Source organism: Streptomyces sp. Q2 (assembly GCF_056820935.1).
The window spans coordinates 116,405-132,294 of record NZ_JBXEJE010000002.1 but is presented as its reverse complement, the minus strand read 5'-3'; the positions used below and the strand labels follow the sequence as shown (position 1 = coordinate 132,294).

15 protein-coding genes are annotated in these 15,890 nt (G+C 71.7%); 3 read left to right on the top strand and 12 right to left on the bottom strand.

From position 1 onward, the window contains the following. Positions 1-15: 15 nt before the first annotated feature. Both ACWBNA_RS02765 and ACWBNA_RS02760 read right to left on the bottom strand, forming a co-directional pair. Positions 16-957, bottom strand: coding sequence for a class I SAM-dependent methyltransferase (locus ACWBNA_RS02765; RefSeq protein WP_482701905.1), 942 nt, complete (start codon positions 955-957; stop codon positions 16-18). 308 nt (positions 958-1,265) lie between these two features. Beyond that, a complete protein-coding gene (locus ACWBNA_RS02760) occupies positions 1,266-2,399 on the bottom strand; it encodes a glycoside hydrolase family 18 protein (RefSeq protein ID WP_482701903.1) in 1,134 nt (377 codons plus the stop codon). 106 nt (positions 2,400-2,505) lie between these two features. Between ACWBNA_RS02760 and ACWBNA_RS02755 the strand changes: the two genes are divergently transcribed. Then, a complete protein-coding gene (locus ACWBNA_RS02755) occupies positions 2,506-4,074 on the top strand; it encodes a hypothetical protein (RefSeq protein WP_482701901.1) in 1,569 nt (522 codons plus the stop codon). 24 nt (positions 4,075-4,098) lie between these two features. Here the strand turns inward: ACWBNA_RS02755 and ACWBNA_RS02750 are convergent, their stop codons facing one another. From ACWBNA_RS02750 to ACWBNA_RS02725, 6 genes are all read right to left on the bottom strand, one after another. After that, positions 4,099-6,723: a SpoIIE family protein phosphatase gene (locus ACWBNA_RS02750; RefSeq protein WP_482701900.1), complete on the bottom strand. Its 2,625-nt coding sequence runs from the start codon at positions 6,721-6,723 to the stop codon at positions 4,099-4,101. Positions 6,724-6,975: 252 nt separating this feature from the next. Continuing rightward, a complete protein-coding gene (locus ACWBNA_RS02745) occupies positions 6,976-7,437 on the bottom strand; it encodes an ATP-binding protein (RefSeq protein ID WP_482701898.1) in 462 nt (153 codons plus the stop codon). A 168-nt stretch (positions 7,438-7,605) separates the two neighbouring features. Next, positions 7,606-8,016 carry a (deoxy)nucleoside triphosphate pyrophosphohydrolase gene (locus tag ACWBNA_RS02740; RefSeq protein ID WP_482701896.1) on the bottom strand — a complete coding sequence of 137 codons (411 nt, stop codon included), beginning with the start codon at positions 8,014-8,016 and terminating at the stop codon, positions 7,606-7,608. A 45-nt stretch (positions 8,017-8,061) separates the two neighbouring features. Then, entirely contained in the window at positions 8,062-8,253 is a 192-nt protein-coding gene (locus tag ACWBNA_RS02735; RefSeq protein ID WP_482701894.1) for an SPOR domain-containing protein, read from the bottom strand. Positions 8,254-8,657: 404 nt separating this feature from the next. Further along, positions 8,658-9,410 (bottom strand): GntR family transcriptional regulator, encoded by a 753-nt coding sequence (locus ACWBNA_RS02730; RefSeq protein ID WP_482701892.1) that lies wholly within the window; start codon positions 9,408-9,410, stop codon positions 8,658-8,660. Between the two features lie 147 nt (positions 9,411-9,557). Then, positions 9,558-10,772 carry a DUF4190 domain-containing protein gene (locus tag ACWBNA_RS02725; protein WP_482701890.1) on the bottom strand — a complete coding sequence of 405 codons (1,215 nt, stop codon included), beginning with the start codon at positions 10,770-10,772 and terminating at the stop codon, positions 9,558-9,560. A gap of 102 nt (positions 10,773-10,874) precedes the next feature. Between ACWBNA_RS02725 and ACWBNA_RS02720 the strand changes: the two genes are divergently transcribed. After that, entirely contained in the window at positions 10,875-11,087 is a 213-nt protein-coding gene (locus ACWBNA_RS02720) for a hypothetical protein (protein WP_482701888.1), read from the top strand. A 5-nt stretch (positions 11,088-11,092) separates the two neighbouring features. Then, a complete protein-coding gene (locus ACWBNA_RS02715; protein ID WP_482701886.1) occupies positions 11,093-12,004 on the top strand; it encodes a squalene/phytoene synthase family protein in 912 nt (303 codons plus the stop codon). Between the two features lie 144 nt (positions 12,005-12,148). On the opposite strand, the gene ACWBNA_RS02710 is transcribed toward ACWBNA_RS02715, so the two are convergent. The 4 genes from ACWBNA_RS02710 to ACWBNA_RS02695 form a co-directional block, all read right to left on the bottom strand. Next, positions 12,149-13,489: a sulfate adenylyltransferase subunit 1 gene (locus ACWBNA_RS02710; protein WP_482701884.1), complete on the bottom strand. Its 1,341-nt coding sequence runs from the start codon at positions 13,487-13,489 to the stop codon at positions 12,149-12,151. A 2-nt stretch (positions 13,490-13,491) separates the two neighbouring features. Next, a complete protein-coding gene (gene cysD, locus ACWBNA_RS02705) occupies positions 13,492-14,364 on the bottom strand; it encodes a sulfate adenylyltransferase subunit CysD (RefSeq protein ID WP_482702426.1) in 873 nt (290 codons plus the stop codon). 86 nt (positions 14,365-14,450) lie between these two features. Further along, complete coding sequence (gene cysC, locus ACWBNA_RS02700) at positions 14,451-15,014, bottom strand: adenylyl-sulfate kinase (RefSeq protein ID WP_482701882.1); 564 nt, start codon at positions 15,012-15,014, stop codon at positions 14,451-14,453. After that, the gene (locus ACWBNA_RS02695) at positions 15,011-15,883 is read right to left on the bottom strand and encodes a [LysW]-aminoadipate kinase (RefSeq protein ID WP_482701881.1); all 873 of its coding nucleotides are present in this window, start codon (positions 15,881-15,883) and stop codon (positions 15,011-15,013) included. The genes cysC and ACWBNA_RS02695 overlap by 4 nt, the downstream gene beginning before the upstream one ends. Positions 15,884-15,890 lie beyond the last annotated feature (7 nt).

Genomic DNA, 15,890 nt, shown 5'->3' with positions numbered 1-15,890 from the left:
CGGCGGCGGCCCTCGTCAGGCTGAGGCCCGCAGATAGCCCGAGTGCGCGACCTGGCCGAGGTAGGTGAAGCGGGTCTCGGTGGCCATGTGCTTCTCGAAGGCCTCCTTGATGCCGGGCCACTTCGGGTGCCCGAAGTCGTCCAGTACGACGATGCCGCCGGGGGCGACGATCTGCTCGGCCCACTCCAGGTCGGCCGCCACACCGGCGGCGGAGTGGTCCCCGTCGACGACGAGCACGCCGTAGGAACGGTCGGAGACCAGGGCGCGCACCTCGGGGTCCTCGGAGAAGCCCTGCTGGATCCGGGCGGCGGTGCCGGCCGCGCCCGCCAGGGCCAGATTGGTGCGCACCGCGGCTCCCCGCACGGGGGTGCCCGAGGCGTCGGCCCCCATGGTGGTGCCGGGCTGCAGCTGTGTTCCCGCGAGCGGGTCGACGATCGTCAGCCGCGGGTCACGCCCGGCGCGCTCCATCATCCGGATCAGGGCCGCGCCGAACATCCCGTACAGCGTGCCGATCTCCAGGACCTCGTCGTTCGGCGGATCGAGCAGCGGTACGGCGGACAGCTTGCCGACGATGTTCATGGTGCCGCCGGCGATCCGGCCGACCCCGAGCGCCTCCAGCGCGACGAGCAGCCGGAACGCCTGGGCGACATTGCGCTCGGCGCCCTCCTTGTCCCCGGTCACCCGCGCCAGCTCCGCGATCGTGCGGTCGAGGTGGGGCGCGGACGGCAGCCGTGACGCGCCGCGCCCGGTGCCGTCGAAGAACAGCTCCAGGGGGCGCTGGCGGCCGCGGAGCGTCTTCAGTTCCTGCTGCAACGCGTCGGACGCGGGGTTCCCTGTGGTGCTTCCGGTGCCGTTTCCGATGGCACGGCGGACCTGGCGCTCTATGCGCTGGTCGATGAGTTCGACGATCGGCCGCAGGGCACGCCGGGCAGCCTTGCTGGTGAGTAGCGCTCGCATCCGTGGACGGTAGGGCCGCTCACAGCACTCTCACAACCAACGGAAGAACCCGTGCGGGCGAAGCGCACATGACGTCTCGGCCACGGGAGGCTTACGTCGGACTGCGTGGGGGTCCGGCACCCGCGTACGGCGAGGAGGGGGCGTGTCGGGGGTGTTCGCCCGCAGGGTTGGCGCGTCAACTCCGTTGAGTTGGTGAGCAACCGATTCCGCGACGTTCCGAGGACGGACACCCCCCGACGCGCCCCCGCCCCCCAACGAATCCGAAGGCGACACCCTCCGCGGCTCTGCCGAGGGGCACAGGGGGTTTCTCAGCGCACCCAGCCCTCCCGGTACGCCGTCCAGTCCTCCTCCGTGGCGGCGAAGTCCACGTACGCGGCGACGCCGAAGTTGGCGCGGTCCGCGTCCGTGCGCGAGAGGCCCAGCCGGACGCCCCGGACCGCGGCGGAGACGGTCTCGGCGTGATTCCAGTGGCCGAACCGGTTCTCGTGGTAGAAGGGCAGCCCCATGAGCAGGTCGGTGGACTGCGGCGTGACCTCCAGGGCCAGCGCGGTCTGCTGGGCGACATAGCCGCCGTAGGTGCTCTGCAACGGCTGCATCGTGTCGTACGACATCACCGCGATCTGGTCGACCCGGCGCGCGACCTGCCCGAAGAACTTCTGCGACCACCACTTCGGGTGCCCGGCGACCGTGCCCCAGAAGGAGTGGAACCCCGGCACCGGATCGATCTGGTGCGCGGCGATCGACAGCTGTGCGTCCCGCGCGCGGGTGACGCGGTGCAGGGAGTCGAGGAGGGTGAGGTAGTTCCGGTCGCCCGAGTGCAGCGGCTCCAGGTCGAAGTGCACACCGTCGAAGCCGGCGGCCAGGATCTGCCGGGTGGACGCGACGACGGCGGCCCGGGTCTCGGGCCGCTCCAACCGCATGCCGTTCGGGCTCTCGGTGGCGAGCACGTCACCGAGCCAGGCCTGCACCCGGATGCCGGGCGCGGCGTCGTGCATCGCGTCGACGAACCAACGCGCCCTGGGATACACCGACTCGGGAAGCGTGCCGTCGTGCTCCAGCGGCCCGGAGTGGACGTAGAGGTCACGGATCCCGGTCGTCTCCAGCCGACGGGCCAGAGCGGTGACGTCGGCGTCCTTCTTGCGGCCGTCGACCCAGGCGTGTCCGAGCCAGATCGCGTCCTTGTCGCGGGTGTACGTGCCGGCCGCCGGATCGCCGGCGTAGTTCACCCGGAGGGCGATCTGGCTCCCGAGCACCGGCAGGACGACGACCAGGACGAGCGCGAGGGCGGTGCGACGGACCCGGCGGACCCAGCTCCGCCGCCGCTTCGGGGCGGGCTCGGGGTTCGGCTCCGACTCCGGGTCCGGCTCCGGTGGCGTGGCCTCGTCACCGTCGGCTGCCGCCGGTGTCTCGCGCTTGTCGGGTTCCTGCTGCTCTGCTTCCATCCCCGTCCCCCCAGAACGTTCCATGACGGCGTTCCCCTCCCCATCGGTGTACGGCCATCCGCCACCCCGGTCGCGTCCCCGCATTCCTCCTCATACGCTCCGAAAGGTGACGTCATCGTTGATCCGGAGCCGCCCGCGGCGCACCCGCTCCCACATATCCGTGCGGGTGGCGCATGCCGTGCTGGGCGGTGCGGCCGGGCTCGTGTGGCTGGTGTTGCCAGGGATGACGATCAAGACGGACGTTCCGGTTGCGATCAGCACCGACACGCGGGTTGCCGCCGAGGCGCAGGACGAGGAGACGTGGGCCGTGGACCTGGTCCTGCCACTCGCCGTGGCGGGCGCGGCAGGCGCCCTGGCCGGATACGGCTATGTACGGCGCACCCGGCGGGCCCGAGCCCGTACGACACCCGGCGGCCGCACCCACCCCGCACCGGCCGCCGCCCCCCTCACCGACCTCGACCAACAGTCACGGACCCTCCTCACCGAGGCCGATGACTGGATCCGCGCCAGCCACGAGGAACTGAGCTTCGCCGAGCCGCGTTCAGGATCGGCTGCCGTCGCGCCCTTCACCCGGGCCGTACGGGAGGCGGAGTCCGAACTGTCCGCCGCCTTCCGCATCCGCCACCGGTACGACGCGGGCGTCCCGGGGGACGAGACCTCCCGTCGTCACGCGCTGACCGGGATCGTCGGCCGATGTCAGGAGGCGGGCCGCCGACTGGACACGGAGGCGGCGGCCTTGGACCGACTGCGCGCACCGGCCCGGGAGTCCGGGGAGGCCCTGGCCTTCGCGGAGACCCGGTTCCGCGAACTGGCCGCCCGCACGGCGACCACGCAGACCACCCTTTCGGACGCCACCCGGCACCACGCCCCCTCCGCCACCGCCCCGGTCACCGGTTACGTCGAACAGGCCAAGGACCACCTGGTCGTCGCCACCACCCACCTCAACCGGTCCCGTCAGGCCGCCGATTCGGGCGACCCGGACGGCACGGCCCGCGGCCTGCGCGCCGCCGAGGGCGCCATCGCACGGGCCGCGGTACTCCTCGACCGGGTGGAGCGACAGGCGGCGGATCTGACGGCAGCTCAAGAGATGCTCCCGGCCACCCTGACGGGCGCGGAGGCGGAGCTGGCGGTGGTACGGGGGCTGCCGGACACCGGGGAACAGAGGCCCGCGGACGGCCCCCTGCCCCACGTACCGGTGGGGGAACTGCGAACCCGGCTCCGGCACGCCGACGCCGTCCTGGCCTCCGTACGTCACACGCTGACCGGCGCCCGTCCGTACGACCCGCTGGACCTCCTCCGCCGGGTCGTCGAGGCGGCCGCACCACTCGCCACCGGCCGCACCGGTGTTCTCCCGGCGGCCGCGCTGCTCACGGCGCACAGCGCGATCGCCGACGCGGACAGCTTCATCGCGGTGCACCGGGCCGTGGTGGGCGCCGAGGCCCGCACCCTGCTGGCGGCGGCGCGGGACACGGCATCGACCGGACCGGTCGCACCGCTCTCCACCCTCACCGACACCCTCACCGACCGACTGCACGCCGACAGCCTGGCCCGCCGGGCCCGGGAGCTCGCCGAGCAGGACGTCCGCACGCACGGCACTCCTCAGGCGGACGCCGCCCCGTCGGCAGGCTTCGGCGGCCCCGGCACCCGGGCACACCGCGACCCCCCGACCCCGTGAGGTCCGCGGGCTCACCCGCCCCGCTCAGAACAGGCTCAGCAGGGCCTCCGCCGGATCCGCCAGGCCGGTCTCCCCGTCCGGCAGCGGGAGTTCGAACCACACCGTCTTGCCGCGGGGCGTCCGGCGGGAGCCCCAGGCCGCGCTGAGGAGGCCGACCAGTTGCAGACCGCGGCCGCCCTCATCGGTGTCGCGGGCGCGGCGGCGGCGGGGCTGGACCAGGCCGGAGTCCCAGACCTCGCACACCAGCGTGCGGTCGAGCAGCAGCCGCAGCCTGATGTCGCCCTCGCCGTAGCGCAGGGCGTTCGTGACCAGTTCGCTGACCAGCAGCTCCGTCGTGTCGACCAGGGGTTCCATGCCCCAGCTCTGCAGCCGGCCGCGGGCGTACTCGCGGGCCTTGCCCACACTGCGCGGCTCGCGCGGCAGCGTCCAGTCGCCGACCGAGTCGGCGGGCAGGCCCTGGACGCGAGCCATGAGCAGGGCGATGTCGTCCTCGCCGTGGAGGCTGTCGAGGGTGTGCAGGACGTGGTCGCAGACGTCCTCCAGAGGGCTGGAGGGATCCGTCAGCGCTCCGACGAAGGCATGGAGGCCCTCGTCCAGCGGGTGGTCGCGCGATTCGACCAGTCCATCCGTGTAGAGCGCGAGCAGGGCGCCTTCCGGCAGTTCGACCTCCACCTCCTCGAAGGGCTCGCCCCCCACGCCGAGTGGCATGCCCGGCGGCACGTCGAGCATCAGCGCCGCCTCGCCGGGTTCGACCAGGACGGGAGGCAGGTGGCCGGCGTTCGCGAACGTGCACCTGCGGGTCACCGAGTCGTAGACCGCGTACACGCAGGTCGCCAGATACACCTCGGAGAGGTCGGCCTCGCGGGGGCGGCGGGCCGCGCGGGTGGCCTGCTGGACGCCTCCCGGCGCCCCGAGGCCGCGCGCGATCTCGTCCAACGCGGAGAGGACCTCCGCCGGTTCGAGGTCCAGCAGGGCCAGTGTGCGTACCGCCGACCGCAGTTCGCCCATCGCCACCGCGGCCCGCAGGCCCCGGCCCATCACGTCGCCCACCACCAGCGCCGTACGGTGCCCCGGCAGTTCGATCACGTCGAACCAGTCGCCGCCGACCTCGCTCGGCCGGTCCGAGGACGAGTTGCCGGGCAGGTAGCGGCAGGCGATGTCGAGTCCGGAGGCGACCGGGTCGCCGGGGGGCAGCAACGACCGCTGCAGTATCAGCGCGCGTTCGTGCTCGCGCCGGTACAGGCGGGCGTTGTCGATACAGACGGCCGCCCGCGCGGCCAGCTCCACCGCGAGGTCCCGGTCCCGGTCGCCGAACGGCTCGCTGCCCTTCGCCCGGGCGAACTGGGCGATGCCCACGACCGTGTCGTGGGCGACCATCGGCACGGCGAGCGTGGACTGGACGAGGCCGCCGTCCTCGGCGGGCACCAACTGCGGGCGGGCCGTGCGCAGGGCGTCCGCGCAGGGCGAGTTGAAGGGATAGTGGTGGACCGCGCCGACCGCGACCGGGTCGCCCGAACCGGCGAAGGGCGCGTCCGAGACGGCGCTGGCGAAGGCGACGCGGCGCAGTTCCGCGCTGCCGTCGGCGAGGCCGGGCGGGGTCTCGTCGCCGGCCAGCAGGCCCTGGTAGAGGTCGACCGTCGCCAGGTCGCAGAAGCCGGGGACGACGACGTCGAGGAGTTCGCGGGCGGTGGTCTCCAGGTCGAGGGAGTTGCCGATGCGGGCACCGGCCTCGTTCAGGAGGGCGAGGTTGCGCCGGGCGGAGGCGGCCTCGCGGGCGGCGGCGCGGCGGGCGGTGATGTCGAGTCCGAGCCAGGCGATGCCGATGGGGCGGCCGGAGCCGCTGTGCACGCGGTAGAGGTTGATGGACCAGTGGCGGCGCTCTTCGGAGCCCGGCACGAAGCCCGTGACGTGCATGTCCGTGATGGAGTTGCCGGTTTCCAGCACCCGGCGCAGGGTCGCGGCGACCCGCTCGGCCTCGGGGCCCTGCAGATAGTCGTACACGCCCTTGCCGCGGTGGTCGTCGGGGGTGCCGCCGAAGGTGTTGGCGAACTGCAGGTTGGCGCGGCGCACCCGCAGATCGGGGTCGATCAGCAGGAAGCCGAACGGAGATTGACCGAAAATCGACTGCGAGGCGGCGAGGTCGGTCTCGATGCTGCGCAGGGTGCGGACGTCGACGACGATGCAGACGGCGGCCTTCTCGCCGTCCTCGGTCCGCGTCGGCATGACGTACACCTCGGCGAGCCCTTGCCGGCCGGGTTCGCCGGTCAGGGTGTCCGGCACCCGGAAGGGGACCACGCCGGTCCACTCCCGCCCGTCGAGGATCTCCGCCATCTTCCGCTGGCCCCGCTCCTGCAGGTCCGGGTCGATGAACACCTCTATGGGGTCCATGCCGACGGCCCGCTCGGCGGAGATGCCGAAGAGTTGCTCGGCGCGCAGGCTCCACTGCTCGACCAGCCCGCCGGGGCCGATGGAGAAGGACGCGACCTTGATGTAGTCGTAGATCGAACCGGGCGGGCTGCTCTGCCACATGGCGTCGCCGGGCGGCACGTCTTCCGGACGGATCCCCGCAGCGGCATCGCCTGCGGCCTCCGTCCTCGCGCCGTCCGACGGGTCCTTCGACTCCGTGGCCTTCGCTGGTATCTCGCTCACGCGAACCGTCCCCTCCAGCTCACCGCGTCCGGCACCGGTCACCGGGGGCGGCTGCCCGCAGTATCCAGCACTACGGCGCCGCACAACACGGTGTTCACGATCACAGCACGGTCCCGATGGTTTTCGGTCCGGACCGTGACAACACCTACAGTCTTCTAACCAGCGGACACGTCGTCGAACCCCGCGGATTCTTCACCGCCACTGGCCTGAACCAGGTGCTCGACAGTGCGGGAGCGGTCGTACACCGCCGGTTCATCCCGGCACCGCGAGTTCGAACCACACCGTCTTGCCCGCGTCGTCGGGCCGGGTGCCCCAGCGGCGCGAGGCGTGGGCCACCAGTTGCAGGCCCCGGCCGCTCTCGTCCTCGGGCCGGGCGACGCGCTTGCGGGGCGGGTCCGGGAGCGGGTCGGAGACCTCCACCAGCAGGACGCCGTCGAGGCCGGCGGGCCGTACCAGCCGTACCCCGATGGGGCCGGTGGCGTGCCGCAGGGAGTTCGTCACCAGCTCGCTGACCAGGAGCGCCGCGAGGTCGGCGAGGCTGTCGAGACCCCAGTCGCGCAGCTGCCCTCGGACGACGGCCCGAGCGCTGCGCACGGCGCCCGGGTCCGCCGGGAATGTCCACCCGGCGCACTCGCCGTCGGTGTCGATCACTCCGATCACATCCCGGGCCGGCCGGCTCACCCATGTCCGTTTTCGTGGGGTTAATGGGCACATACCCGATATCAGGCTGCCAGTACCGCCCACGAGGGCGCACTGTCGCACCAACGGCGTACGGGACGATCAGGGCACGCCGGTCACGAACGACATGACCCAAGGTGAGCCGCTACTCCCCCAGCCGTACGACGGTCAGCGCACTCGGGCGCGTCCCCGGCCGTACGACGGTCAGCGCGTCCCGGCCCGGAGCCGGGTCGCCGCCTCGCGGACCGCCGCCACGTCCTGGTCCAGCCAGGGCACGTCCCAGATCTCGGCGGGAGCGAGCCAGCGGAGTTCGTCGTGGTCCTGAAGGGGCTTGGGGTCGTCGGAGCCGGACAGGAGACGGGCCGTCCACACCTGGAGGACGTAGGGCGGCTTCAGTGGCCATTCGCCCGGGATCCGCTCGACAGGCTCGGTCCGGACGCCGAGTTCCTCACGCAGTTCGCGCACGAGCGCCGCCTCGGGCGTCTCGCCCGCCTCGACCTTGCCGCCGGGCAGTTCCCAGCGCCCGGCGAGTTCGGGGGGCGCGCTGCGGCGGGCGGCGAGGAGGCGGCCGCCGTCGAGCAGGGCGGCCCCCACCACCACGATCCGTTCCGTCATGGGCCGGATGCTACGGGAGCTCAGGGGCCGACGGGGCGGGAGGGCTCAGTCGGCCGAGCTGCTTCCGTTCTGCCCGATCCGTTCGACCCAGTAGAGCTGTTTGTGGCCGCGGCCGTCGAGGCTGTCCGCGATCTTCTGGGCTTCGGCGCGGGTCGCGTACCTGCCCACTCGGTAGCGATTGCCGTTGTCGTCCTGCCGTATGACGAGCCAGGGAAGAGTGATCGTGCCGTCGTTCATCGCGCCCCACTGCTCCTTCCGGCTCCGGCCCGCCCGCTTCCCACCCACAGCCTGCGACGGGCCCCGCCCGCTAAGGAAACCGCAATCCGCATATGCCCGACCCTACGCCCAACCTTTACGCAGCGAACACGCCTTTTCACAAAGAGGTACGCAACCAGCCAGCACCGACCGGCGCGCCGGGGGGCGTGCATCTTCGAACGCGCCCCCTTGGCGCGTCGGTGCATCCGGGCAGCGCCATGACCCCGACATCGGCGCCGACCTGCTAGAACGGCCGAATTCGAACGCCGTACGAAACGGCGTCGGTTGAGGGTTCGCCGGGGGCAACTGCCAGGAGGGCGTGCGCCACTTCACATCCGGCCGCACCGAGTCACCTCAAACCCAGGAGAAGTCGGCCGGTATGCGCGCTACTTCACCGGGAGGTGGTACGCGACCCGGTAACGGTCCGCCGGAATCACCACGTCGGCCGTCTCCACCGGGCGGCCCGAGGCGTAGTACGTGCGCTGCACGACGAGGACGACATGGCCGGGGACACCGCCGAGCGCGTGGAGTTCCTCGGCGAGACCGGGGCGGGCGCCGACCTCCTCGGTGACGTTGTCCACCACCACGTCGATGGCGGCCATCCGCTCGACCACGCCCATGCCGCCGAGCGGGCCCTCCTCGGGCAGCATCACGGGCGTACGGCCGGTGACGGCGAGGGGCTCCCAGGAGGTGGACAGCATCATCGCCTCGCCGGCCTCCCGGAAGACGTACTTCGTGCACATCACGCGGTCGCCGGGCCGGATCGCGAGCCGCTCGGCGACGGCCCCGCTCGCCTCCGCCTGTTCGCTGCTCGACTCCCACGTGCCGCGTGTCCCCCCGTCGGCCTGCTCCTGCCGGAACGGGGTGGCCCCGCCGGCCGGGCGGTAGCCGGAGCGGGCGATACTGCGGGGCACCGGCCGCTCGCGCACGTAGGTCCCGGACCCGGAGCGGCCCTCGACCAGCCCTTCGGCCATCAGCACCTTGCGCGCCTCCAGCGCGACCGTGTCCGAGACGCCGTACTCCTCGCGGATTCTGGCCTGGGACGGGAGGCGGGTGTGCGGTGGCAGCGAACCGTTGACGATCTTCTTGCGGAGATCACCCGCGACACGCAGGTACGCCGGCTGCTCACCGAAAGTCACTGGCCGCTCCCATCAGGTTGTACATACAGCAACAGCGTGGCAACCGTGGGTTGTGCCGTGCAAGTAAAGGCCAGAGAATCACTCGATGTGATGACATGAGCCCCGGCAGGGCTTTACGCAGGCGCTTTCTCCCCGCTATGGCCGCCGTCACACCTCCAGGTCGCCACCCGATCCCCCGACGTCTCCGCCGCCGACACCGTCCTCGTCCTTCGGCGGGGTGGTGGCCAGCCCCAGAGCCTTGCGTGCGGTGACCGACAGGCCGGAGTCCTCCAGCTGCAGGGCCTCGCCGTAGTGCAGGTAGAAGGCGTCCACGTCGGCGGCCACGGCCGCCTTCGACCACGGCACCTGAAGAGCCTCGGCCTCCTTGGCGACGGCCTCGACCGGCTTGCGGGCATCGGCGGGCCACGTGTGTCCGCGCAGCAGGCCGGTCTCCTCTGCGAGCGCGGACACGATGCGCGCGGCCCACTCCTTGTTGGCCGCCAGATCGTCCTCGGGAAGGCCCTCGGGCACCGACTCACTGGCCGCCTGCTGGACGTTGACCGCCTTCAAATACGCGAGCTGGTCCGCGTCGAGCGTGGTCTCGTCGTTGCGCAGCGAACCGCCGTCCAGGGCCGCGTCGCTGTCCGTGTTACCGAAGGCGCAGGTGATCTCACGGTCGCCGAGATCCCAGGTCTCCTGGGACGGCACCACGTAGTACACGTCCACGTCGTCCGGCATGGCCCAGCTGTCCATGGCGTAGGCGGAGCGGAGCTTGTAGCACTTGTCCTCGGCGGTGTCGGTGACCGAGGAGTCACCGGGGAAGTCGCCGTCCGGCAGCACGACGACCGCGAACACCTCGCCGTCGTGCGCGCCGGCGCAGGACACCTCGTCGAGGTCGTACGTCGAACCCTCAAGGCCGGTCGGCGAGTCGAAGCACTCGCCCTTGGCCGGCGAGCTGTTGCTCGCGGCGTCCTTGAACCCGTCCCAGAACTCCGACACACCGTTCGTGGCGAGCGTCAGCACCCACAGAGCGAGCCCGATGGACGACAGCACCGCCCCGATGACGGCCATGGCCTTCCCGCGCTCGCCCTTCTTCTTGATCTGCCGCAGCGCGATCAGTCCCAGGACCAGTCCCACGGCCGGCAGGCAGCACAGGATGCCGAGGACCAGGGCGGCGATGGCGAGCCCGTTGACCGGCGCCGGCTGGTTGTACGGGCTGTAGCCCTGTCCCCAGCCCTGGTAGGGCGGCTGGGGGTAGGGGCCGTAGGCGGGGCCGTACGGGCCCTGCGGGGAGGGCGGAGGCGGTGGCGGGTACTGGCCCTGCGGGTACGGCCCTTGCGGTTCCTGAGGCTGGTAGGGCCCAGGGGGCGGGGGTATGGACACGAGTACCGTGCTTCCTGGTTCGGGCGGCGGGGCCGGGGCGTTGACCGTACGGAACACACGTACGACAGAGCGCATGGTAAGCGCGGGGCTCATGGGGGTGGAATGCCAGTCACGAATACGACGATCCGGGCGGCGAACGGGCTGACCGCGAGGTGGGCGGCGGCCACGGAGGGCAAAACGGTGTTCTCCGCACCCGACGCCTGCCCGCTGCCGGACGGCCAGGCGGCCGACGCGGGGCGGGAGCCGCTTGCCGTGATCGCGGACGTCCGGGGCCTGGAACAGGCCGCCGGGCAGGACGAACTCCCGGGACGGTGACGAAGATGATCACGTGGAAGCGGACTCTGACCGCGGCCGGTGTCCGGGAACCGGGGCTGCGGAACGACTACGACGACGGGCGCCGGCTGGTGGCGCGGTTCCGCCGTAGTTCCTATCTGGCAGCCCGTCTGCTGCTGCCGCCGTCGGTGCTGCCGCACGTGGTGGCCGCGACCGCCGTGATGCATCACGGGGACAACCTGCTGGACACCGGCCCGAAGCCACAGCGGATCGCGGCGTGGACGTCCTGGGAGCAGCGGGTGCGCAAGGCGCTGGAAACGGGGGTGGCCGACGACCCGCTGATCCGCACGCTGCTGCACACCGTCGGCGCGTATCCACGGCTTCGGGGCGTGGTGGAGGAGTATCTGTCCACCGCCGGCGCCGAGTTGGAGTTCACAGGCTTCGTCTCCGAGGCCGACTACCAGGCCTACGTGGACGCCTACTCGCTGCCCGCCTTCATGCTGATCGCCGTGTTGCTGGGTCCCGAGGACGATGACGGACGGTACCGGGCCATGTGCCGGACGCTCATCGACGGCAGCCAGCGACTGGACTTCGTCAATGATCTCGCCGAGGACGTCGCGGAAGGGCGACCGGGCATCCCGGCTCAGGCGCTGGCGCGTTTCTCGGTCACGGTGGCGGACCTCGCGGCGGGACATGAGCCGCCGGGCCTGCGCCTGTTGGTGGAGCACGAGGTCGGTGCGGCCCGGGCCGCCCTGGAGGCGGCGCAAGGGCTTGCCGCCCAGGCCCCGCCCCCCGGCCGGGCACTGCTGAACGCCTTCGTCGAGATCGAACTGCTGACCGCCGACGCCGTACTGGCACGCGGAGCGGCACTGCTGCACGGCTCCGCGAGCCCTCCGCTGCCGGGCACGCTGCGAGTCCTGCGGAACGCCCGCCGGGCCGTGAGGAGCGCCGAACGGTGAACCCCGGACGCGGTTGTCCGGCCCACAAGCCCGCGGGTGAAAAGCAGGGGCCAGGCTCCGAAGAGCCGGACCCCGTCTCGCCGCCGGTCTCCCGTTCGTCCGGGGCGTCTCAGTTGCCGCACCGTATCCGGCCGCCTGCCGCGGTCACCGGTCCCGCTCGGGCTGAGGGTGCCGGTCCCCCGTCCGGGCGTCGATCATCCCGGCGGCGAGGGTCGCCCCGTCCTGCGGGTCGATGAGGAGGAACGAGCCGGTTCGTCTGTTCTCCAGATAGTCGTCGACGGCGAGCGGCTCGGCGGTGCGGAGCTGTACGCCGCCGATGTCGTTGGCGAAGAGACCGTCCTGGCAGGGCAGTCGGCGGGCGTTGGTGACGTCCATGCTGTAGTCGATCCGGTCGACCATCGCCGGGACCGTCCTGGTGGTGTGTTTGAGCAGGACCCGCTGTCGCGCGCGTAGTGGGCGCTCGTGCAGATGGCACACGTTGGCGGTGATGTGCCGCAGCACCCGTGGAGCGGGGCCCGCGGCCAGCATGTCGCCCCGGGAGATGTCGATCTCGTCGGCGAGTCGGACGGCCACCGACTGCGGCGCCCACACGCTGTCGGTCTCCTCGCCGAGCACGGTGAGGCCGGCGACCGTGGAGGTCGCCCCGGACGGTTGCACGACGACGGGGTCGCCGACCCTGAGCAGGCCGGAGGCGAGTTGTCCGGCCAACCAGCGCTCCACCACCTGCCGGTGCTTGGAGGGGTGCCGGATCACGTACTGCACCGGCAGGCGCAGCGGCTTGCTGATCGGATCCGTTCCGACCGGCACGTTCTCCAGGTGGGACAGCAGCGTGTCGCCGTCGTACCAGTCCATCCTGGTCGACGGTTCCACCACGTTGTCGCCGGTCAGCGCCGACATCGGGATGGCGGTGACGTCCGCGATGCCCAACTCGCGTGCCCGCTGGGCGAATTCGTCCGCGATAGCGGTGAAGGTGGACTCCTGGAAGCCGACGGTGTCCATCTTGTTGACCGCCAGCACGACGTGCGGCACCCGCAGCAGGGCCGCGATCGCGCCATGCCTCATGGTCTGTGCGACCACGCCCTGGCGTGCGTCGACCAGGATCACCGCCAGATCCGCGGTGGAGGCGCCGGTCACCATGTTGCGCGTGTACTGCACGTGACCTGGGGTGTCCGCGAGGATGAACCGCCGCGCGGGCGTCGCGAAGTAGCGGTAGGCCACGTCGATGGTGATGCCCTGTTCGCGTTCCGCCCGCAGGCCGTCGGTGAGCAGAGCCAGGTCGGGGCCGTCCTGTCCGCGTCTGCGGGACACCTCCTCGATGGCCGCCGCCTGGTCGGCGAGGACGGACTTGGTGTCGTAGAGCAGCCGCCCGACCAGGGTGGACTTGCCGTCGTCGACCGACCCGCAGGTGGCCAGCCGCAACAGGCCACCCGAGAGCCGGTCGGTGGAGCACGTCTGATTCGCCGCTTCCGCGACGTCCGTTGACATGTCTAGAAGTACCCTTCTCGCTTGCGGTCCTCCATGGCTGCCTCGGACATCCGGTCGTCGGCCCTGCTCGCGCCGCGCTCGGTCACGCGGCTCGCGGCGATCTCCGTGATCACCTCTCCCACCGTCGAGGCGGACGAGTCGACCGCGCCGGTGCAGGACATGTCGCCCACCGTGCGGTACCGGACCCGGCGCTCGCACAGGGACTCGTCGTCCCGGGGGCCGCCCCAGTCGCCGGGCGCCAGCCACATGCCGTCGCGCCGGAACACCTTCCGCCAGTGCGCGAAGTAGATCTCCGGCAGTTCGATGCCTTCCTGCTCGATGTACTGCCAGACGTCCAGCTCGGTCCAGTTGGACAGGGGGAAGACGCGGAAGTGCTCACCGGGCTGATGGTGACCGTTGTAGAGCTGCCACAGCTCGGGCCGCTGTCTGCGCGGCTCCCAGGCGCCGAACTCGTCCCGCAGACTGAAGACCCGTTCCTTGGCGCGGGCCTTCTCCTCGTCGCGCCGGCCGCCGCCGAACACCGCGCCGAAGCGGCCGTCTCGCACGGCGTCCAGGAGCGGCAGGGTCTGGAGCGGATTGCGGGTGCCGTCCGGCCGCTCGCGGAGTGTTCCGTCGTCGATGTACGACTGCACGGATGCCACATCGAGCCTCAGACCGTGCTTCTCGACGATCCGGTCGCGGTAGGCGATCACCTCGGGGAAGTTGTGACCGGTGTCCACGTGCAACAGGGAGAACGGCAGTGGCGCCGGGGCGAACGCCTTGAGCGCCACGTGCAGCATGACGATCGAGTCCTTGCCGCCGGAGAACAGCAGCGTCGACCGGTCGAACTCCCCCGCCACCTCACGGAAGATGTGGGCCGCCTCGGCCTCCAGCATGTCCAGGTGCGTCAGCGGGGCCACCGGATCCACTCCCGGGCCGGAGCGTCCGGTACGGCCGGCGGGCACCGCCCGCGCGGCGGCGGTCACGACAGACCTCGTGCCGTGAGCAGCGCACGCACCTGCCGGACCGATTCGTCGACTGTCTGATACTGCGTGAGGACACGCAGATCGGGGTCGACGGGCGCCTCATAGGGGTCGTCCGCCCCGGTGAGACCGCTGAGCTCGCCCGCCGCCTGCCTGGCGTAGAGGCCCTTGACGTCCCGGTCGGCGCAGATCTCCACCGGAGCCGCCACGTGCACCTCGAGGTAGGGGACGCCGCGCGCCGCGTGCAGGTCCCGGACCGCCGCGCGGGACAGCGCGTAGGGGGCGATGACCGGCACCAGCACCGTGACGCCGTGCTCGGCGAGCAGAGCGGCCACGTAGCCGATCCGCCGCACGTTGGTGTCCCTGTCCTCCTTCGAGAATCCGAGTTCCGCGGAGAGGGCGGCCCGGACTTCGTCACCGTCGAGCACCTGAACCCGGTGTCCACCGGAGCGCAGTCGGTCGGCGAGACCCACCGCGATGGTGGTCTTGCCCGCGCTCGGCAGCCCGGTCAGCCAGACCGTGCCGCCCTGCCAGTCGGCTGATGTGCCATGCGGTTCGCTCATGTGCGGATCTCCCTTTGGCGTGAGCTGTGGGTCGGCGCCCCCGCGCGGGAGACGTGCACCGTGGTGCCGGCCCCTGCGAGTGCTCGGCTGACGGGCTCGGAGGCGCGTCCGTCCGCGATGCGTACGGTGCCGACTCCGCCGGTGAGCGCTTCGCGTGCGGCGATGAGCTTGAGCGCCATGCCGCCCGTGGCGGACGGGTCGGGTGGGCCGGTGGGGGATATCTGGTGGGTGCTCTGCACGCTGGTGGGGTCGTCGGGGTCGGCGAGTACACCGGGTGCGCCGGTGAGCAGGAGGAGCTGGTCGGCGCCGAGTGCGGCGGCCAGTGCCGCCGCGGCACGGTCGGCATCGACGTTGACGGGCTGGTCGTGTTCGTCGATGGCGGGCGGTGAGATCACCGGTACGTAGCCGGCCTGCAGGAGGGTCTCGGGGAGTTCGGTGCGGACCGTGGTGATCCGGCCGCTGTGGTTGTCGCGGATCAGGACGGTGCGGCCGTCGACGACGGCGCGGACGGCGGATTTCCGTCGGGCGCGAAGCATTCCGCCGTCCATGCCGGTGAGGCCGACCGAGGGCACCTTGTGTCGGGAGAGTTCCGCCACGAGTCCGGGCTTGACCGCGCCGGCCAGGGCGAGGACGACCACTTCGAGGGTCTCCGGGTCGGTGTAGCGCGTGGACACGTTGTCCGGGGCGACGAGGGTGCGTTGTGCGACGCCGAGTCTGCCGGCGAGGCGCCCGATCTCGCCGGAGCCTCCATGGACGAGAAGGACCGAGTGTCCTTCGTGGACGAGACGGGCGATGTCGGCGCAGATGCCCGCGGCGTCGACGGCCGGATTGCCGCCGCATTTGACGACGGTCAGCGGTTTGGGGGTCACGGTCTCT